This window comes from Sphingobium sp. HWE2-09 (genome assembly GCF_035989265.1).
Lineage (GTDB): Bacteria > Pseudomonadota > Alphaproteobacteria > Sphingomonadales > Sphingomonadaceae > Sphingobium.
Genome location: NZ_JAYKZX010000001.1, coordinates 842,834 through 861,233, shown reverse-complemented (window position 1 = coordinate 861,233; position 18,400 = coordinate 842,834). Strand labels below are relative to the sequence as shown.

Sequence of the window (18,400 nt, the reverse complement as noted above, 5' to 3'; positions counted from 1 at the left end):
TCCCGCTTTTCTTGTTGCCACCCAAGCAAAGCCCGGCCCCGCACGCAAGGCGAGTGGCGGCGCTATCATTGAAACTGACAGGTTGAGCGCCGCGCTGCCGGGTAGCGTCACTGATAGTATCGACAGACGACTTGCGGCCCGCCCGATCGCCCGGCACCACTTGCCCCGAAGGCGCACCAGACGCCGCCAACGATAAGGTGAGGATAGCGTATGTTGACGCTCTACAGCTTCGGTCCGGCCGCCAATAGCCTGAAACCCCTGCTGGCCCTGTATGAAAAGGGCTTGGATTTCACCCCCCGCTTCGTCGACCCGACGCGGTTCGAACATCACGAACCCTGGTTCAAGGCGATCAACCCGCGCGGCCAGGTGCCCGCGCTCGATCATGACGGGCATATCATCACCGAATCGACGGTGATCTGCGAATATCTGGAGGACGCCTTTCCCGACGCCATCCGCCTGCGCCCGGTCGATCCGGTGCAGATCGCCGAAATGCGCGTCTGGACCAAATGGGTGGACGAATATTTCTGCTGGTGCGTCTCCACCATCGGCTGGGAACGGATGATCGGCCCGATGGCGCGCAAGTTGTCCGACGCCGAGTTTGAGGAGAAGCTGAAGCATATCCCGATCCCCGAACAGCAAGCCAAGTGGCGCAGCGCTCGCGCGGGCTTTCCCAAAGAGGTGCTGGACGAGGAAATGCGCAAGATCCGCGTATCGATCGACCGTCTGGAACAGCGGCTGTCGCAAAGCCCCTGGCTGGCGGGCGAGGATTATACGCTGGCGGATATCTGCAACTTCGCGATCGCGAACGGGATGCAGCATGGGTACGCCGATATGGTCAACAAGGAAGCGACGCCGCATCTGGTCGCCTGGATCGAGCGGATCGCCGCCCGGCCTGCTGCCCAGGCGATGTTCGCCAAGTCCAAAAGCGAAATGCCGCCCCGCCCTGCGGCGACGGCGGCGGCCTGATCCATGGGCTGGCAGGACGAACCGGCCGCAGGGCAGCTGCGCATGTATCATATTCCCGGCTGCCCCTTTTCCGAGCGGATCGAGCTGCTGCTCGACCTCAAAGGGTTGGACGGGATCATGGCCGATCATGAGATCGACATATCGCAGCCACGCCCCGACTGGCTGCTCGCCAAGACGCGCGGCACCACCGCGCTGCCAGCGCTGGAACTGGAAAATGGCGCGACGCTCAAGGAAAGCATGGTCATCATGCGCTACTTTGAGGATCGTTTTCCCGATCCGCCGGTGGCGCGCCAGGACCCCTATGAACATGCGGTCGAAGCGATGCTGTGCGCGACCGACGGCCAGTTCACCGGCGCAGGCTACCGCATGATCCTGAACCGCGATCCCGCCAAGCGCGACGAGCATAAGGCCGAAGTGGACGCGCAATATGCGCGGCTGGACGACTATCTGCGCCATTATGCGCCGGACGGCGACTATCTGTTCGACCGGTTCGGCTGGGCGGAGGTCGCCTTCACGCCGATGTTCAAGCGGCTGTGGTTCCTCGACTATTATGAGGCCTATCAGATCCCGCAGCATCTGACCCGGCTGCTGCGCTGGCGCGAGGCGTGCCTGGCACATCCCGTGGCGCAGCGTCATCACAGCCATCAGGAACTGATGACGCTCTATTATGATTACAGCCAGGGCGGCGGCAATGGTCGCCTGCCCGAAGGCCGCACCGTCTCCAGTTTCGCGCTGTCCCCGCCCTGGGACAGCCGCCCGCTGCCGCCCCGCGACAAATGGGGCGCCCCCGCCACGGACGCCGATCTCGGCCTCATTCCCGCATAAGGATTTTCCCATGCCCAATACGACGCAACAATATATCGACGGCCAGTGGGTCGACAGCCAGGGCGGCCGCACCGTCACGGTCATCAACCCCGCCACCGACCAGAAAGCCGCCGACCTGATCCTGGGCACGGCCGCGGACGTGGACGCCGCCGTCATCGCCGCGCGCCGCGCGTTCGAGACATTTTCGCAGACCAGCCGCGAGGAGCGCGTTGCGCTGCTGGAACGCATCGTCGCCGAATATCAAAAGCGCGTGCCCGACATCGCGCGCGCCATCGCGACCGAAATGGGCTGCCCCATCTCCATCGCCCAGACGGCACAAGCCGGATCGGGCCTGGGGCATCTGGGCCAGGCATTGAATGCGCTCAAAAATTACGAATTTTCCGAAAAGATCGGCGACAACCGCGTCGTGCGGGAACCGATCGGCGTCGTCGCGCTGATCACGCCATGGAACTGGCCGATGAACCAGATCGTCGCCAAGGTCGGCCCAGCGCTGGCGGCGGGCTGCACGATGATCCTCAAGCCGTCGGAAGAAGCGCCCAGCTGCGCCGCCATCTTCGCGGAGGTGCTGGACGCGGCCGGCGTGCCACCGGGCGTCTTCAACCTGGTACAGGGCGACGGCGAAGGCGTCGGCACTGCGCTCGCCAAACATCCCGATATCGATATGGTCAGCTTCACCGGCTCCACCCGCGCGGGCATCATGGTGGCGAAGAACGCCGCCGACACGGTCAAGCGCGTCGCCCAGGAACTGGGCGGCAAGTCGCCCAACATCATCCTGGAAGGGACGCCGCTCGACAAGGCGCTGCCCGGGGGCGTGGGCGGCGTGCTGCTCAACAGTGGCCAGAGTTGCGTCGCGCCCACCCGGATGCTGGTCCACAAATCCCAGCATGACGAAGCGGCCGAAAAGGTCGGCGCGATGTTCGCCGCCAAAAAAGTCGGCGATCCGCAGAGCGAGGGCGATCATATCGGCCCGGTGGTCAGCCAGCGTCAGTGGGACCGCATCCAGGGCTTGATCCAGACCGGCATAGACGAAGGCGCGACCCTGGTCACCGGCGGCACCGGCCGTCCCGAGGGAATGGACGAAGGCAGCTATGTCCGCCCCACCGTCTTCGCCAACGTCACGCCGGACATGACGATCGCGAAGGAGGAGATTTTCGGCCCGGTCCTCGTCCTCATGCCCTATGAAGACGATGAAGACGCCATCCGCATTGCCAACGACACGCCCTATGGTCTGGGCGCCTATGTCGCGGGCGACCCCGCCCACGCGCGTAAATTCGTCAGTCGGCTGCGGGCCGGAGCGGTGTTCGTCAATGCAGGCGGGCTGGTCATGGACATGCCGTTTGGCGGCTACAAACAATCGGGCAATGGCCGCGAATTCGGCAAATATGGGCTGGAGGAATTTCTGGAGGTCAAGTCGGTCATCGGGGCGCTCCCCGAAGAGGTGGCCTGATGGCGAGCCTGCCCCGCATCGAAGATGACGTAGAGGATAGCGCGCGGCAGGCGCCCGCGCTGATCCGCTATCTGGACGAAGGCGATTTCGTCACGCGGCGCTATGTGTCGCGGGGCGTGGAGATTAATACCGGCACCTATGGCGACCATCGCATGGTGGTGCGCGACGGGATGCCGATCCGCGATCATTTCCGTTTCGACACCCATGGCTTCATGCTGGGCAGGCATCCCAGCGCGATCACCGACTTCTTCGACAAGGAAGACGTGGATCGCCTGTACCTGCGCGAATGCGAAGGCGCGATCCAGGCGCTGACCGGCGCGTCCTGCGTATCGGCGGGCGGCTGGATGATCCGGACCTCTGCCGATCTCACCGCGCGCGCACAGCAGAAGGTGGAGAATTACCGCCATGAAGGCGGCATTCAGCCCCCGGCGGGCGAGGCGCATGTCGATTATAACGAGATTACCGGCCGCCGCGCCGCCGAACGCGCCTATGCCGCCGCCTTCCCCGATGGGCCGGGCTATAAACGCTATGTCTGCGTTAGTTTCTGGCGCACCTTTACCCCGGGGCCACAGGATTGGCCGCTGGCGGTGTGCGACGGCCGCACCGTGTCGGATGAGGAAGCGACGTCGAACACCTTATTCGTGGTCGATGAATTTCCGGTCGGCGACGCGCTGACCGCGCCGGTCGCGGGCGAGGACCAGATGATCGCCGCCTCCATCTTCCGCCATCGCGATCGTCATCGCTGGTGGTATTTCTCTAACATGGCGGCGGACGATGTGCTGTTGTTCAAATTCCAGGACAGCGATCATGATGTGACGTGGCGCTGCCCGCATACGGCATTCCACGATAGCAGCCTGCCCGACACGAAGACGCGGTCCAGCATCGAAGTTCGGGCGGTGGCATTCTTCGAATGACTCCCGTTCGGTTCGAGCTTGTCGAGAAGACTGCGTTATGGTTCTCGACAGGCTCGAACCGAACGGCATGAAGATTGGCCTACCAGCGCAGCAGCCCCACCAACTCCCGTCGCCAGGGCCAGAGCAGGATCGCATTGAGCCATAGCGTCACGATCCCGAACGCATATTCGACCACGCCCGGATCGAGCACGAAATTCCAGTAGCCGATCACGATATTGAGCGGCACGCAGGCCAGCGCCGCAGGCAGCACGGCCCGGTTCGCCAATATCAGCAGCGCGGCGACCACCTCCATCACCTTGATCCAGGCGAACAGGCCGCTATGGATCAGGGCCAGCGTAAATTCCTGCGCCAGCGGCGTATTGCCCAGCGGCTGCAGGTCGAAGGGGGTGAAATATTCCACCCCCGAAAACAGGAACCAGCCGCCAAAGACGATCCGGGCAGCGGTGAACGCCGCACCGGTGCCACGCCCCCGCGCATCCAGGGCGATCACGCTCAGAAGCCCATCGGCGCGCCGTCGAGCAGGATCGTCTTGGTTTCCAGATAGGGCTGCAAGCCTTCCACCCCACCCTCGCGCCCGATGCCCGATTGCTTGAACCCGCCAAAGGGCAGGCCGAATTCCAGCTTCATGCCATTCTGTCCGAAGCCGCCCGCACGAATGCGCCGCCCGATGCGATAGGCGGCGTCGGCATCGTGGGTCAGCACCGAACTGTTGAGGCCGAAACTGCTGTCATTGGCGATGCGGATCGCATCCTCCTCGTCCTCGGCCGGGATGAGGCAGAGGACCGGGCCGAAAATTTCCTCCTGGGCGATGCGGCTGCTATTATCGACATTGGCGAACAGGGTCGGTTCGATGAAATAGCCTTTGTTCAGATGCGCCGGACGGTTGCCGCCCGTCACCAGATCGGCGCTCTCGCGGCCCAGCGCGATATACTCCTCCACCCGGTCGAGTTGCCGCTTCATCGCCACCGGGCCAAGCTGCGTATCGGGCGCATCGCTGGGGCCAATGCGGATGCCTTGCATGACTTTGGCGATGGCGTCGGCCAGTTCGTCATGCCGATGGCGCGGCACGATCGCGCGGCTCAACATCGCGCAGACCTGCCCGCTCATGATGGTGATGGTGTTCCCCAGAATCGCGGCCGCCGCCTCGATCGGGAAGTCGTCGCGCACGATCGCCGCCGACTTGCCGCCCAGTTCCAGCGTGCAGCGCGCTACCCGCGATGCGCACACTTCGCCGATCCGCTTGCCCGCCAGCGTCGATCCGGTGAAGGTCACCTTGTCGACGCCCGGATTGCGGACGAGATGGTCGGACGCATCGCGCCCGGCGGCGACCAGATTGACGACGCCCGGCGGAACGCCCGCCGCCTCCGCCGCTTCGGCCATGATATAGGCTTCCAGCGGGGTTTCGGGCGATGGCTTCATGACGACGGTGCAGCCCGCGACCAGCGCATAGCCGACCTTGGCCGACATGATGCCATAGGGCGCGTTCCACGGTGCGATCGCCGCGACCACGCCCGCAGGTTCCTGCACCACGATCGCGGTATTCACCATGTGCGAGGGCCGCCGTTCCACAAACGGATAGCTATCGGCATAGCCCGCGATCGCCATCAGCGTGGCGGTCGCGCCGCCGGTCATGACGGGCGCGAAGCTGGCGAGTCCGCCCACCTGCGCGGTCCAGGCCGCCGCCAGTTCGGGCGCGCGCTTTTCCAGCTCCGCGCCCATGCGCCGCACTATGGCCCCGCGTTCGGCCGGGGCCATGGTCGACCACGGCCCGTTGTCGAACGCGTCCCGCGCGGCGGCGACGGCGCGGTCCATGTCCGCTGCCGTGCCGTCGGCGACCCGTGCGATCACTTCCTCGCTATTGGGCGAGACGATCTCGATCATGCCGTTACCGGTGGAATCGATCCACGCGCCGCCGATGAACAATTTGTCGGGATGGGCGATGCGGATGCCGTCGGGGGTCATGCTGTTCATTTCCTCTCAAAAGCTTTTCTTGACCGTCGCGGTCCATTCGCGCGGGCGACCCACGGTGCCGGTGACGACGCCGAAGGTGCCGACATTTTCCGCCACGCCATTATAATAGAATGTGTCGAAGACATTGGTCACGCCGACGCTGAGCGACCAGTCCTTGTCCGCCGCCTGATAGGTCAGCCGCGCATTGAACAGGCTGGGCGCGTCGATCAGATTATAGCGGTTGTTGACCGAGTTATAATAGAAGTTGGAGCGCCACGACCAGTCGATCCGCGGCGTCAGCGTGCCGTTGCCGCCCAGGTCGGCCTCATATTGCACGCCCGCCGACAGCTGCCATTTGCTGATGAAGGGTGCGATCATGTCCTTGGTCACCAAGGTTGCAGGGTTGGTGATCCGCTTATAGTCGAAGTCGAGATAGCCGACCGACGCGTCGAACGACAGGCCGTCCGCCGGGCGCAGTTGCGCCTCCAATTCCCAGCCCAATACTTCCGCATCGCCCGCATTGGACGGCACCGAACAGGACAGGACGATGCTTTCCGGGCATTGATAGCGGACGAGCTGCATATCGTCATATTTGTTGAGAAACACCGCGCCGTTCAGGCGCAGCATCCGGCCGAACAGATCGGCCTTGAACCCGGCTTCATAGGTGGTCAGCTTTTCCGGGCCGAAGGTCTGGACCTGATCGGGCGCGGACGGGCGGGGATTGATGCCGCCGCCCTTGAAGCCGGTGGAGAGTTGCGCATAGGTCATCAGTTCGCTCGACCAGCGATAATTGACGCCGATGCGATAATCGACCCGATTGCCCTTGAACGTGCCGGTCAGCCCGTCCAGTCCCACGAGCAGGAAATTGGGCGTGAAGAAAGCGCCGCTCGGCAAGCTGCCGTCCACATTGCGGCGCGAATAGCGATAGGTTTTCTTGTCGTCGGTGTAGCGCAGACCGCCGATGATGTTGAAGGCGTCGGTGATATGAAATTCGCCATGGGCGAAGACCGATGCGCTGCGATTCTTGATGACGTCGTCCGACAGGAAATCGAAGAGCAGTGTTGGGATCTGGCTGCGGCCCTGGATCGTGTCGGTGGCCTTGTAATAGAAGCCGCCCACCGTCAGGTCGACCAGATCGTTGAAGTTGGCGCTCAGGCGCAATTCCTGGGTAAACTGCTCATGGCCGTAAGTGAATTGCTGCAACAATATGGCGAGCGGCGATCCGTCGACGTCGATCGCGCTCGTGCCGTCGGCGCTGCGATAGCCGGTGATCGATTTCAGCTTCAGGCTGTCCGACAGGTCGTAATTGATCGTGCCGGACAGACCCCAGGCCTTGACCGTGCTGGTCGGGCTGGCGGAAAAGCCGCCTGGCGCGATCTGGGTCGGGATGCCGAACACGGTCGTGTAATTGCCGCCGGTCGCATAGGTGGCATAGGATGTGTAGCTCTTGTCCCCGGTCATGAACCGGCTGTCGAACGGGATGCCGGCTGTCGGATCGCCAGCGACATAGCTGCGCACCGCAGGATTGTCGGCGTAGAGCAATTTGGTCGCGACCGTCTCGCTCTTGTCCTTCGACACATCGGCGACGATGTTGATTTCCAGCGGCGATCCGGCAGGCGCGTAACGCAGCGCGGCACGCAGCGCCATCACGTCGATCCCGCCTTCGGTGCCGATCCGGCAATTCTTGTTGCCGCTGCTGGACGGAATGCCGGACGCCGGGTTCACGCAGCCATAGTCGAGCAGCTTCATATAGCCATCGACATTCTTCGACACGCCCGACACGCGCAGGAACAGATCGTCGGTCAAGGGGACATTGGCGCTGCCGCGCAGTTCCAGCCGGTCGAACCGGCCATAGGTCGCCTCGACGAAACCGCCCGGCGTCGCATCCGGCTTCTTGCTGAACAGCTTCACCGCGCCGCCGACGCTATTCTTGCCCGCCAGCGTGCCCTGTGGTCCGCGCAGCACTTCGACCCGCTCCAGATCGGTCAGGTCCATGACCGCGCCAAAGGTCGTGCCATAATAGATATCGTCGATATAGATGCCGACGCCCGGCTCCAGCGCGAAACTGGCGTCGAGCTGGCCGACGCCGCGGATGAAGGCGGCGACGGCATTGCCCTGAATGCTGGTCGCAGGCGCCAGCGCCACGTTGGGCGCGAACTGGCCAAGGTCGGTGACGCTGGTCTGGCTGCGCGCCGCCAACGTATCGGCCGACACGGCCGTGATCGCGATCGGCGTATCCTGCAAATTCTGCGCGCGGAACTGGGCCGTGACGATGATGTCGGCGGTGCCTGCGGCCTGTTCGGGCGCCTGTGCCGGCTTCGGGGCGGCCCCTTCGCCTGCCGCGGGCGCATCCTGCGCCAGCGCTGGCGCGGCCATCATCGCGGTCGCCAGCGTCCATCCCGCCACATGGCCCCTGATCGTGCGCTTCCAATCGGACATCCTGATTTTCTCCCTCTATGGCGGCATCGGGCATGGAGAAGATGCTGTCGCTCCTGCCGGTCGCAGGTCCGTTCGGGGCGGCGTTGTTCGCCTGCCTTCCGCAGTCATCCTCTCGCCCGTTTCAGCAGCCGGTTCGTGCTTTACGGTCTTCGTTGGAGAATAGGGCCGTGGCCCGCCTCTCCACCTTATTACTAACGTTCGTTACTATATTGTCAAGGGGCGTGTCCGGGTCAGGCTGGCTTGCGGGTGCGGGCCTCGGCCAGATGCGCCGCCGAAACCCACACGCCATGCACCTGCGCCCGCATCGGCAAGGGCATCGGCACGCGCGCAACTGGTCCAGCGGCGATCGCCCCGGCGTCCACCACCCACAGTTCGGACCGGAAATCCGTCTCCGTCGCCTGTCGGTCCACGACCATCAGCAACCATCCCGCATGGTCGGGCGCCTGCGCCGGGACATGGACCGGCTCGCTGATCGCCATGCCGAAATCCAGCCCCATCATGTCGATGCGGCCATTGCCCGGCTCGATCTGCAACAGCGCATTGAACGCGAAGCCGACCGGCCCGCCCGGCAATGGCGGCCCACCCTGTGGGTTCATCGACAGATACCAGGCCGATCGATAGGGCCTCCCCTGGTCGGCATCGCGCAGGCGCGGCATGTCGCCCGGCGGGCCGATCAGCCGCTCTTCATAAGTGTCACCCTCTTTCGACAGGTCGAAGGTCCAGCGCGTCAGCCCGCCCTGTATCTCCCGCTGGTCGCGCTGGATGCCGCCTGCTTCGCGCATGAAACCGAACGCATTCGTGTCCGACAGGCAGAGGTCGAGATGGACGAGATCGCCATCGTCATAGGCGTTGACGATGTGGAAGGCGGACACGCCCGCCCGCCCCTTGAACCAGCGCATATCCTCGACACCGCCATGGCGCGGCATGATGCCGACCCAGCTGTCCAGATCCTGCTGGTGCGCCCAGTGCGCGCCGCCCGCCTTCAACCGGTCGACGTCGGCGGTCGTGGGGAAGATCGGGAAAATCGCATAGGTCTGCGTGATCGCGAAATCATGGATGGACGAACAATAGGGCTGGTCGAACCATTGTTCGCGCAACAAATGGCCGTCACGATCCGCCACGCCATAGGCGACCCTGGTCGAACATAGCCCGTCGGCTTCATAGCCGAAGAAGAACATTTCGCCGGTGTCCGGATCGACGCGGGGGTGCGCGGTGAAGGTCTGCGACGTGAAGGCGCCATGATAGTTCCAGCGGCCGATCGTCTCCAGCGTATCGGGATCGATCTCGTAGCCAAAGCCGTCCTCCTTGGTCATGAACAGCCGCCCGCCATGCCAGACCGGCGTAGTATTGGCGACGGTACGGTCGCGCCCCGCCACGGCCGGATCGTCGGTGAAGGGATTGCGATATTGACCGAACAGCGCGCGCCGCGAATCCTTTTCCAATCGGTATCGCTCGGTTTCGACATAACGGATCGCATAATCCACCTGGCCGTCATGGATGGTGAATTTCGAGATCATGCCATCGCCGGACAGGACGATATCGTCGGCGAACATCGGCGCATGGGCAGGGTCCGGCACGGCCCGGAAAAAGGCGCCGTCTATCTCTGCGGGCATCGTACCTACGACATCCAGATTGCGGACAGACCATTCGATGCCGACGGGCGTATTCAGCCCGGTAAAATGGATCGTCTGGGGGTAGGCTGACATGGCCTCTCGCTCCTTATCGTCTCATTTATATGCTAACGTTCGTTATTATAATATCAAGGCTGGAATGCCCGCGACCGGCCGGTGTTAATCGCTCACAACTGTCGCCATCCCTGTCTCACGTCACGGCGCGCCGTCGCATCGTCACCGCTAGAAATTGGACATGATGGCGGCGCTGGGCGCATCGATCGGCTTGCCCGCGGCCTTGAGTTTCAGCTCCCGTTCCCGCAACGGTCCCTGTTCGGCGATCAGCCAGGCATGGATGGCATCGACATCGTCCACGCTGAGCAGATCGTCCCAGCGCGGCATGCCATTGGGCAGCAGCAACCCGTCCCGCACGATCTGGTTGAAGACGTCATGCGTCGCCGGTTGCATCCGCCGCAGGTCGGGCGCGGTGGAGCGCAACTGATTGCTGTGGCAGATGGCGCAATTCTGGAAAAACAACCCCTGCCCCTTCGCCAGGACCGCAGGCGTCACGCCGGGCTTCTGCGCGGGCGGCGCGGATGCCGGTACCATCGGCGGCAACGGCGTCGGCTGCGTCACCGGCCCGCCATCCAGTTTGAACACCAGGATGCGATTGGCGTTGCCATTGCGGTAGGCTGCCGAATAGCGCGGCACATAACCCCAACCGCCACCCCCAAAACCCGCCGCGACCGCGATATATTGCACGCCCTTCACCCGATAGGTCATGGGCGCCGCCATGATCGAACTGCCGGTGTCGATCGCTTTGATCAGCGTGCCATTGTCGGCGTCCCGCACGATCAGCTTGCCGCCGATCGTGCCATGGACGATCAGACCAGATGCGGTCGACAGCACACCCATCCGGTCCTGCCATCCCTCCGTCGGCACCGCCCAGCGCGCCTTGCCAGTCAGCGGGTCGATCGCGCGCAGTTCGCTGCTATAGGGCTTGTCCTTCACCCACTGCATTTCCGGCAGCTTTTCCACCTGCGCCCTGATCGCAGGCGGCAGGGTCGGCAGCACAGCCTGCAATTGCGGCGTGAAGATCAGCGTCGTCTGGACGTTAAGCGCTTTGGGTCGCCGGGGTTGTGCCGGCGTACCGGGCGGCACCGTGAACATGAGGTTCCCCATGTCCAGCACATGGGCATAATAGCTTTTGCGTTCCGCGTCATAGGCCGCCGGATACCAGTTGCGCGCGCCCGCCGACGCGGGATAGATGATGCGCGGCCCGTTCCAGAAGTCCGTACGCTCCGGCGTCATCTGCGGCACGCCATTCTTGTCGAACCCCTTGGCCCAGTTCGTCCGCACCAGGGCGTTCACCCGCAGCGGCTTGCCGGTTTCGCGGTCCAGCACGAACAGATAGCCGTTTTTGGGCGAATGCAGGATGACCGGGCGGACCTTGCCGTCCACTTCCATGTCGGTCAGCACCATCGGCTGGGTCGCCGTGAAGTCCCAGCTGTCGCCGGGCGTTTCCTGATAATGCCACTTCACCGCCCCGCTCTTCGCGTCCAGCGCGACGATGGAGGAGAGGTAGAGATTGGTGCCGCCCTTGGGCGATCGGGTCGCGATCGAATAGGGGCCGCCATTGCCGACGCCAATATAGACGGTGCCATATTTGGGATCATAATTGATCGCGTCCCAGACCGTACCACCGCCGCCAATATCCCAGCGGCTCTTGGCGTCCCACGTCTTGAGCGCGACGTCGAGCGCCTTTCCCTCTTGCGGCCCCTTCGCCGGATCGTGCGGCACGGTGTAGAAGCGCCAGGCCTGCCCGCCATCGGCGATACGATAGGCCGTCACATAGCCGCGCGTATCATATTCGGCACCGGCATTGCCGATGAGGACCAGGTCGCCCGCCACTTCGGGCGCGCCGGTGCTGGTATAGCCGCGGCTGTGATCGACCACCGTGTCGACTTTCCAGAGGATTTTGCCGGTCTTCGCATCCAGCGCATAGAGCATGCCGTCCAGCGCGCCGACCATCACCTTGCCATTGGCGACGGCGACGCCGCGATTGGCCTGGTCGCAGCAGGCGGACCGGTTCGCCTGCATGTCCACCTCCGGCTCGAAGGTCCAGAGCGGCTTGCCGGTCGCGGCGTCCAGCGCATAGACCCGGCCCAAATTGCCGCTGCTATACATGACGCCATCGATCACCACCGGCGTCGCTTCCTGTACGCGATTGGTGTTCAAATCATAGGACCAGGCCAGGCCCAGCCGGCCCGCATTGCCCTTGTCGATATCGGTCAGGCGCGAATGATGGCTGCCCCCGACATCGCCGCCGGTATAGGGCCAATCGTCACCGGCGCCGACATCGCGTCCGCCCGATGCGCAGCCGACCAGCGCCAACAGCCCGGCCATCGCCAGTATCGCGTTCCTCACAGCGGCCAGCTTCCCTTATGCGCCAGCATCACATCGTACAGGCTGGCAGGTTTGCGACCGGTGATCCGTTCGACCCATTCGGTCTTTTCGGCGAAATAGCCTTCACGGATCGATTGACCGAAGGTCACCATATCGTCGCTGGACCAGGGGATGGGTCCGTCGGGCAGGATGTCGGAAGCGTGGCGCGGCGCGCCCAGTGCGTCGAAATAAGCGAACATCGCGTCGTCATCGACCGCTTCGACCCGGATCGGCTTGCCTGCGATCCGGCTCGCCATCGCCATCGCCATCGGTATGGTAATGAGGTCCGGCCCCGTCAGTACATAGGCCTTATTCTCATGGCCCGCCTGCGTCAGCACGCCAACGGCGGTGGCGACGCAATCGTTGCGGCTGACGAAAGCGACCGTGCCGTCGCCGCAATTGTCGGGCTTGCCCCCCGCCATCAGCGCAGGGATAGTCATCGGCCCCGCGATCGCTTCGGCATATTGGCTGTCGCGCAAATGCGTCCAGGCTGCGCCGGATGCCTCGATGATTTCCTCCGTCGCACGATGGTCGTTCTTGACGATCGCCGGATTGCCGGGCGCATCGGCTGCAATGATCGATGTATAGACGATATGCCCTACGCCTGCCGCGACCGCGGCTTCCACGGCGTTGCGATGCTGGCCGACCCGGGTGCCGACCCGCGCAGTGCTGATCAACAACATCCTGTCGCCGCCCGTCATGGCCGGGCCTAGCGAGGCAGGATCGTCGAAATCGGCAAAGCGCACATCAGCGCCACGGGCAGCAAGATCCGCCAGTTTTTCGGGTGTCCGCGTCAGCAGGATGACATCGCGCGGCGCGACCTTGTCGAGCAGCAACAGGGCGGCCGCCCGTCCGAAGGCGCCCGACGCGCCCGAAATAATGATCTTCGCCATGCGTCCTCTCACTTGCGCGATCTGTCGTCTTGTTGCAGATAATAGTAACGAATGTTATTATGTCGTCAAGCCAAAGAACTTGAGGAGAGACCCATCATGCCTTCCCTTCCGATCGAGGACAGGATTGCGCTCCAAGACCTGATCGCCGCCTATAGCTGGGCGCTGGATACCGGCGATGTGGACGCGCTGGTCGCCTGCTTCACGCCGGACGCACGGATGGTGGAGGAAGTTTTCGACGATCCCGATATCTGGGAAGGTCATGCTGGCATTCGCGGCATCGCCGAACATTATCGCAATGCGCCCGGCTTCCCCGGTCGTCAGCATCATGTCACGCAAACTCAATATCGGCCGCAAGATGACGGGAGTTGCACCATGCGCTCCTTCGCCTTCGTCACGGAATGCGACGGCGAACCTCCCTATCTGCTGCGTTTTGCCGGGTGGTATGACGATCACGCCATCAAGGAAGCCGACGGCCAGTGGCGATTCCAGCGCCGCACGGTGCGATTGTGGGATGGGGAAATCCTCAAGAATTTTCCCGGCCGCGGTGAATGGGTGCCGCGCAAGCGGCCGGATTCGCTGATCATCAAGCGCTAAGCGGATTTAATCGGTCGAGAAGCGTTGGCACGCTGCCAACAGCGTCTCGACCGACAGCGTTTAGCCCCGGATCATTACCCAACTGAACGCTGGCTCGATATTCCCGTCTGACACGGCAGGGCATTGTCCGATCTTGTCCAGCGCCATATCTGCAAATGCTTCCGGCCAGCCTGTCCCGGCAAAATGCGCCAGGGCGCCGATTGTCTTGCCTTCCGCCATGCAGCGCGCAGTCATCCGGCCGTCCTGAGCATGTCGCACAAGGGCTATACGGCGATAGCCATGTTCCGCTGCGATTTCGCCTACCAATAGTTCGTCGCTCCGCTGCGTCACTGCGAACAGCGCAACGGGTGCATAGGCAAGCGCCGCTTGTATCTGCCGAACCCGATCACCCTCCAACGCCACCGCTTGGCCGCCCAGCCTCTCTATGCGCGCGGCGAAGCGTCGCCCGGCGGGGAGCGCGGGATCGTGCAGCAATAATGGTGGCGTACCGGCTCGAACCCCATCGGCCGCCAGCAGGGTCGATGCCACGGCCGCACTTGTCAGAAAGCCCCGGCGCGACAGGCCGATCATGGCTTGGCTCCTTTAGCCAGATGCTCCGCAATCAATTGCAGTTCGGCATCGCTGACTTCGCCGCGCGGTATGGCGGGCATATTGCCTATGCCCATGCGCGCGGCCTGCACGACATAGTCGACGGTCAGGTCGGTGCGCTTCTCCAGCAATGGCTGCTCGGTCCGCCGCGCCAGCAGCCCTGTTCCCATCCCCCCAGGACCATGGCACATCGCGCATTTTGCAAGATACAATTTCTCGCCCGGTCCGGCAGCCGGACGAGACGACAGCGTTTCCGGCGCGGGTAAGGGTGGCGGTCCCTTCGGTGCTTGCGTCGGCGATTCGCTCGCCCGGCCGCAGGCGGCACCCGCCAGGACCAGCATAGCGGCGGCGAGCGCGATCGTCGGACGACGCATCAGCCTTTCCCTCCCATCCGGGCGCTGGGCCAGATACCGCTCTTGCCGGGCGCGATCACGCCCTTGGGATCAAGCGCATCCTTCACCTTGCGGTTCAAGGTTGCGAGCGCCCCTTTGTTATAGTCATAGGTGCCTGCGACCGCGTCCATATAGTCGAGATGGGTGCGATATTCGCCATAACCCTGGCTCTTGGCATCCGCGATCAGATGTTTGAGGAAGGGGTCGACCCGGTCCATGAGATCGGGATCATCCTTGTTGATCAGCACGGCGTTGACGTTGATCAGATGGCGTTCGCCAAAGGCGAAGCTGGCCTGATAATCCATTCCATATTCCTTGTAGCGGGCATAGGTGCGCTGGAACTGAGCTTGGGCCGCTGCGCCCGATTGCGGCAGGATCGGGGAAAAGCCGATATGACCACCCCGTCCACCGTGCCAGTTGGCGTTCTGCATCGGCATGGTGAGCGGCGTGCCGGTCCAGCCGGTCGCCTCCAGCGGTTCGCCCGTCTTCCAGACGGTGGGCCGCAGCGACAGGGGTTTGAGCTTGCCCATCTCCTGTTCCAATATCGCATAGGCGGCCTTGTTGACCGAGTCCCGGCCATAGAGGCGCAGGCTGACGCCCCACCAGCCGACGTTGAATTTCTTGCGGATCGCCGCGATCACATCGTCGGGCAACGCACCGGGCTTGTCGGTCCACTGGTCGCGGGTCGTGACGACGGCGGCGGCGCGCAGCCAGTTGCCGATGGTCGGCGATTGCTGCAACAACCCTTCACGCCGCAGCGGTCCGATCGCGTCGATCAGCGGCCCCAAATCCTCCGGCCGGTCGAACTCTAGGTCCATGCCCATCAGCGATTCAGGCGCCGGCATCAGCCACAGGCCCATCTTGGTAACGATGCCGAAATTAGACTGGACGAACATCTGATCCCAGCCGGGACCAAAGCCGAACCGATAGAGCTGCCATGTCGGCGCGCCATCCAGCGCGCCCATGCCGGTGCGCACGACCAACCCATCGGCCATCACGGCTTCCACGCCGCAGATGCGCGTCGCATGTTCGCCATAGGGGGTATAGCCCACGCCGCGGTCCAGGGCGTTACCGACCACCGACCCCCAACTGTTGCCTGGCACCGACAGCCAGTGCTTCATGCCCTTCGACTTCAGGAAATCATACAGGTCGTAAAAGCCCACCCCCGGCTCCAGCAGCACCGTGCCGTTCACCTCATCATAGTCGATCTTCTTCATGCGGCTGAGGTCCAAGACGACCGATCCCGACAGCAACGGCGCGGAGCCGCCATACCCCAGATTCTTGCCCCGGCTGATCGGCCATAGCGCCACGCTTCGTTCGGCGGCGATGCGGACGATCGCCTGGATTTCCTCGACCGTGGCCGGCGCGACGGCGCCTGCAGGATGATGGCGCGCATCGTCTATCGCGAACTTGTCCTGATAGCTGGCCTGGTCGGCTTCTTCGAAGAAGACATGATCCTTGCCGACGATCGCCGCAAAGGCGGCAATGGTGGCGGGGGGAAGAGTGGAGGCCATGTGTCTGTCTGCCTTGTGTTGAAAAAACGGATCAGGCCGCCGCGGTCCAGCGCGTGCGCGCGGGCGGACGTGCGCCGCCGTCGAGGCGCAATATTTCGGCATTGATCATCGGATTGCGGATCAGGAACATGGCCGCGTCGGCACACTCCTCCGCCGTGCCAGCCCGGCGGGGAAATTCCATGCCGCCCACCAGTTCCTCGACCAGGGGGCAGGCATGGATGCCGTCATGGGGGTGGCGAAGAAACCAGGCGCGATCCCGACGCAGCGGATCGCATGGCGCGACAGGTCGCGCGCCCAGATGAGGGTCAGCGCGGCGAGCGCCGCTTTGGACGCGCCATAGGCGCCCATACCCTCCTGCCCTTCGAACGAGGCGATGGAGCAGGCGTTGAGGATCACGCCCCGCTCGCGATCGGCACCGTCGGGCGCATTGCCGATCATGCGGTGGGCGGCATGAGCGGTCACATGCACCGCGCCCAGCAGATTGACGTCGATCACCCGGCGAAAAGCCGCGACATCGCCCGGTCCCGTCGGCGTGGCGATCGAGCCGATGCCGCCGATCCCGGCCATATTAGCCAGGATCGATAACGGGCCGACCTGCGCCATCGCCGTGGCGACTGCAGCCTCGTCGGTGATATCGCAGAGGAAAGACTGCACGCCGGGCGCGGTGCTGATCTGCACGTCCAGGACCACAACATGTGCGCCTGCGGACAGCAAGTGAGACACCAGTGCGGCGCCCAACCCGGAAGCGCCGCCGGTGACGAGCGCCGTTTTGCCCTGCACATCCATCTCGCCTCGCTTCGCCGGTCGAGCCGGTTTCTATTTAATAACGATCGTTATCATCTGTCTGGACGGAGCAGTTGTCAAGCCGCCAGCGCTGCAATCCGATCGTAAAAATGCCTTGTCTGCTGCGCCCTCCATATTGTATGCCTATGATACATATTGCAGTGCAAGCAAGCTGCGGGCCAAAGGAGCAGGATGATGGAAGAGCAGGACGTCGTTTCGGTACATATCGAAGACCGCATCGCCTGGGTGAATTTCGCTCGGCCCGCCAAGCGCAACGCGATGAGTCCGACGCTCAACCGCCGCATGATGGAAGTGCTGGACGAACTGGAATATCGCGACGATGTCGGCGTGCTGGTGCTGGGCGGCGAAGGCACGGCCTGGTCGGCGGGCATGGACCTGAAGGAATATTTCCGGGAAACCGAGTCGCAAGGTCTGCGCGGCGTGCGCAAGTCGCAGGCGGAGAGCTATGGCTGGTTCCGCCGCCTGCGCTGGTACAACAAGCCGACCGTCGCTATGGTCAACGGCTGGTGCTTTGGCGGCGGGTTCGGCCCGCTCTTCGCCTGCGACCTCGCCATCTGCGCGGACGAGGCGCAATTCGGTCTGTCCGAGATCAACTGGGGTATATTGCCCGGCGGTGGCGTGACCAAGGTGGTGGTCGACCTGCTGCCGATGCGCGACGCCATGTGGCTGACGCTGACCGGCGACCTGATCGACGGCAAGGCGGCGGCGACGATGCGGCTGGTCAATGAAAGCGTGCCGCTGGAGCAGCTCAAGGCTCGGACCACTCAAGTGGCCGAGATGCTGTTGAAGAAGAATCCGGTGGCGCTGAAATTCGCCAAGGATGCGGTGCGCCGCGTGGGCACCATGACCTATGACGAGGCGGAGGATTATCTGGTCCGGATGCAGGAAGCGGCCAATTTCCACGACAAGAGCGAAGGCCGCAAGGAAGGCATTCGCCAGTTCATCGATGAAAAGAGCTACAAGCCAGGTCTGGGCGCCTATGATCTAACGAAGTCGAAGACCCAGGCCTGACAATATGC

The 18,400-nt window shown here is 63.5% G+C and carries 16 protein-coding genes; 6 read left to right on the top strand and 10 right to left on the bottom strand.

The genetic code is table 11. The features are described 5' to 3' along the window. Positions 1-210 precede the first annotated feature (210 nt). Genes U5A89_RS03940 through U5A89_RS03925 form a run of 4 tightly spaced genes read left to right on the top strand, consistent with a single transcriptional unit; the run spans position 211 to position 4,152 of the window. Positions 211-966: a glutathione S-transferase family protein gene (locus U5A89_RS03940; RefSeq protein ID WP_338159867.1), complete on the top strand. Its 756-nt coding sequence runs from the start codon at positions 211-213 to the stop codon at positions 964-966. Between the two features lie 3 nt (positions 967-969). Then, the gene (locus U5A89_RS03935) at positions 970-1,791 is read left to right on the top strand and encodes a glutathione S-transferase family protein (protein ID WP_338159866.1); all 822 of its coding nucleotides are present in this window, start codon (positions 970-972) and stop codon (positions 1,789-1,791) included. A gap of 10 nt (positions 1,792-1,801) precedes the next feature. Continuing rightward, the gene (locus tag U5A89_RS03930) at positions 1,802-3,238 is read left to right on the top strand and encodes an aldehyde dehydrogenase family protein (protein ID WP_338159865.1); all 1,437 of its coding nucleotides are present in this window, start codon (positions 1,802-1,804) and stop codon (positions 3,236-3,238) included. Beyond that, positions 3,238-4,152, top strand: a complete 915-nt coding sequence (locus U5A89_RS03925; protein ID WP_338159864.1) for a CmcJ/NvfI family oxidoreductase — start codon at positions 3,238-3,240, stop codon at positions 4,150-4,152. Before U5A89_RS03930 ends, U5A89_RS03925 begins: the two co-directional genes overlap by 1 nt. A gap of 79 nt (positions 4,153-4,231) precedes the next feature. Here U5A89_RS03925 and U5A89_RS03920 read toward each other — a convergent pair whose 3' ends face one another. From U5A89_RS03920 to U5A89_RS03895, 6 genes are all read right to left on the bottom strand, one after another. Continuing rightward, positions 4,232-4,642, bottom strand: a complete 411-nt coding sequence (locus U5A89_RS03920) for a hypothetical protein (protein WP_338159863.1) — start codon at positions 4,640-4,642, stop codon at positions 4,232-4,234. 2 nt (positions 4,643-4,644) lie between these two features. After that, positions 4,645-6,114 (bottom strand): aldehyde dehydrogenase, encoded by a 1,470-nt coding sequence (locus U5A89_RS03915; protein ID WP_338160162.1) that lies wholly within the window; start codon positions 6,112-6,114, stop codon positions 4,645-4,647. 15 nt (positions 6,115-6,129) lie between these two features. Beyond that, positions 6,130-8,541 carry a TonB-dependent receptor gene (locus U5A89_RS03910; RefSeq protein ID WP_338159862.1) on the bottom strand — a complete coding sequence of 804 codons (2,412 nt, stop codon included), beginning with the start codon at positions 8,539-8,541 and terminating at the stop codon, positions 6,130-6,132. 230 nt (positions 8,542-8,771) lie between these two features. Then, a complete protein-coding gene (locus U5A89_RS03905) occupies positions 8,772-10,247 on the bottom strand; it encodes a lignostilbene-alpha,beta-dioxygenase NOV2 (RefSeq protein WP_338159861.1) in 1,476 nt (491 codons plus the stop codon). 147 nt (positions 10,248-10,394) lie between these two features. Beyond that, the gene (locus tag U5A89_RS03900) at positions 10,395-12,578 is read right to left on the bottom strand and encodes an outer membrane protein assembly factor BamB family protein (RefSeq protein ID WP_338159860.1); all 2,184 of its coding nucleotides are present in this window, start codon (positions 12,576-12,578) and stop codon (positions 10,395-10,397) included. Continuing rightward, a complete protein-coding gene (locus U5A89_RS03895; protein WP_338159859.1) occupies positions 12,575-13,489 on the bottom strand; it encodes an NAD(P)H-binding protein in 915 nt (304 codons plus the stop codon). The genes U5A89_RS03900 and U5A89_RS03895 overlap by 4 nt, the downstream gene beginning before the upstream one ends. A 96-nt stretch (positions 13,490-13,585) precedes the next feature. Between U5A89_RS03895 and U5A89_RS03890 the strand changes: the two genes are divergently transcribed. Then, positions 13,586-14,083 (top strand): nuclear transport factor 2 family protein, encoded by a 498-nt coding sequence (locus tag U5A89_RS03890; RefSeq protein WP_338159858.1) that lies wholly within the window; start codon positions 13,586-13,588, stop codon positions 14,081-14,083. Positions 14,084-14,143: 60 nt separating this feature from the next. Here the strand turns inward: U5A89_RS03890 and U5A89_RS03885 are convergent, their stop codons facing one another. The 4 genes from U5A89_RS03885 to U5A89_RS03870 all read right to left on the bottom strand — a co-directional run bounded on the left by U5A89_RS03885 (position 14,144) and on the right by U5A89_RS03870 (position 17,357). Beyond that, the gene (locus U5A89_RS03885) at positions 14,144-14,653 is read right to left on the bottom strand and encodes a hypothetical protein (protein ID WP_338159857.1); all 510 of its coding nucleotides are present in this window, start codon (positions 14,651-14,653) and stop codon (positions 14,144-14,146) included. Then, positions 14,650-15,045 carry a c-type cytochrome gene (locus U5A89_RS03880; protein WP_338159856.1) on the bottom strand — a complete coding sequence of 132 codons (396 nt, stop codon included), beginning with the start codon at positions 15,043-15,045 and terminating at the stop codon, positions 14,650-14,652. Before U5A89_RS03880 ends, U5A89_RS03885 begins: the two co-directional genes overlap by 4 nt. Next, a complete protein-coding gene (locus U5A89_RS03875) occupies positions 15,045-16,577 on the bottom strand; it encodes an FAD-binding oxidoreductase (protein WP_338159855.1) in 1,533 nt (510 codons plus the stop codon). Before U5A89_RS03875 ends, U5A89_RS03880 begins: the two co-directional genes overlap by 1 nt. A gap of 120 nt (positions 16,578-16,697) precedes the next feature. Further along, positions 16,698-17,357 (bottom strand): SDR family NAD(P)-dependent oxidoreductase, encoded by a 660-nt coding sequence (locus tag U5A89_RS03870; protein WP_338159854.1) that lies wholly within the window; start codon positions 17,355-17,357, stop codon positions 16,698-16,700. A 195-nt stretch (positions 17,358-17,552) separates the two neighbouring features. Here U5A89_RS03870 and U5A89_RS03865 point away from each other — a divergent pair, with 195 nt between their 5' ends. Further along, positions 17,553-18,392 carry a p-hydroxycinnamoyl CoA hydratase/lyase gene (locus tag U5A89_RS03865; protein ID WP_338159853.1) on the top strand — a complete coding sequence of 280 codons (840 nt, stop codon included), beginning with the start codon at positions 17,553-17,555 and terminating at the stop codon, positions 18,390-18,392. The last annotated feature ends 8 nt before the right edge of the window (positions 18,393-18,400 follow it).

Coding starts and splice junctions, on each gene's coding strand:
- U5A89_RS03890 (WP_338159858.1), top strand. CDS start 13,586: ATGCCTTCCCTTCCGATCGAGGACAGGATTGCGCTCCAAGACCTGATC.
- U5A89_RS03895 (WP_338159859.1), bottom strand. CDS start 13,489: ATGGCGAAGATCATTATTTCGGGCGCGTCGGGCGCCTTCGGACGGGCG.
- U5A89_RS03925 (WP_338159864.1), top strand. CDS start 3,238: ATGGCGAGCCTGCCCCGCATCGAAGATGACGTAGAGGATAGCGCGCGG.
- U5A89_RS03875 (WP_338159855.1), bottom strand. CDS start 16,577: ATGGCCTCCACTCTTCCCCCCGCCACCATTGCCGCCTTTGCGGCGATC.
- U5A89_RS03880 (WP_338159856.1), bottom strand. CDS start 15,045: ATGCGTCGTCCGACGATCGCGCTCGCCGCCGCTATGCTGGTCCTGGCG.
- U5A89_RS03915 (WP_338160162.1), bottom strand. CDS start 6,114: ATGACCCCCGACGGCATCCGCATCGCCCATCCCGACAAATTGTTCATC.
- U5A89_RS03885 (WP_338159857.1), bottom strand. CDS start 14,653: ATGATCGGCCTGTCGCGCCGGGGCTTTCTGACAAGTGCGGCCGTGGCA.
- U5A89_RS03940 (WP_338159867.1), top strand. CDS start 211: ATGTTGACGCTCTACAGCTTCGGTCCGGCCGCCAATAGCCTGAAACCC.
- U5A89_RS03930 (WP_338159865.1), top strand. CDS start 1,802: ATGCCCAATACGACGCAACAATATATCGACGGCCAGTGGGTCGACAGC.
- U5A89_RS03935 (WP_338159866.1), top strand. CDS start 970: ATGGGCTGGCAGGACGAACCGGCCGCAGGGCAGCTGCGCATGTATCAT.
- U5A89_RS03865 (WP_338159853.1), top strand. CDS start 17,553: ATGATGGAAGAGCAGGACGTCGTTTCGGTACATATCGAAGACCGCATC.
- U5A89_RS03910 (WP_338159862.1), bottom strand. CDS start 8,541: ATGTCCGATTGGAAGCGCACGATCAGGGGCCATGTGGCGGGATGGACG.
- U5A89_RS03905 (WP_338159861.1), bottom strand. CDS start 10,247: ATGTCAGCCTACCCCCAGACGATCCATTTTACCGGGCTGAATACGCCC.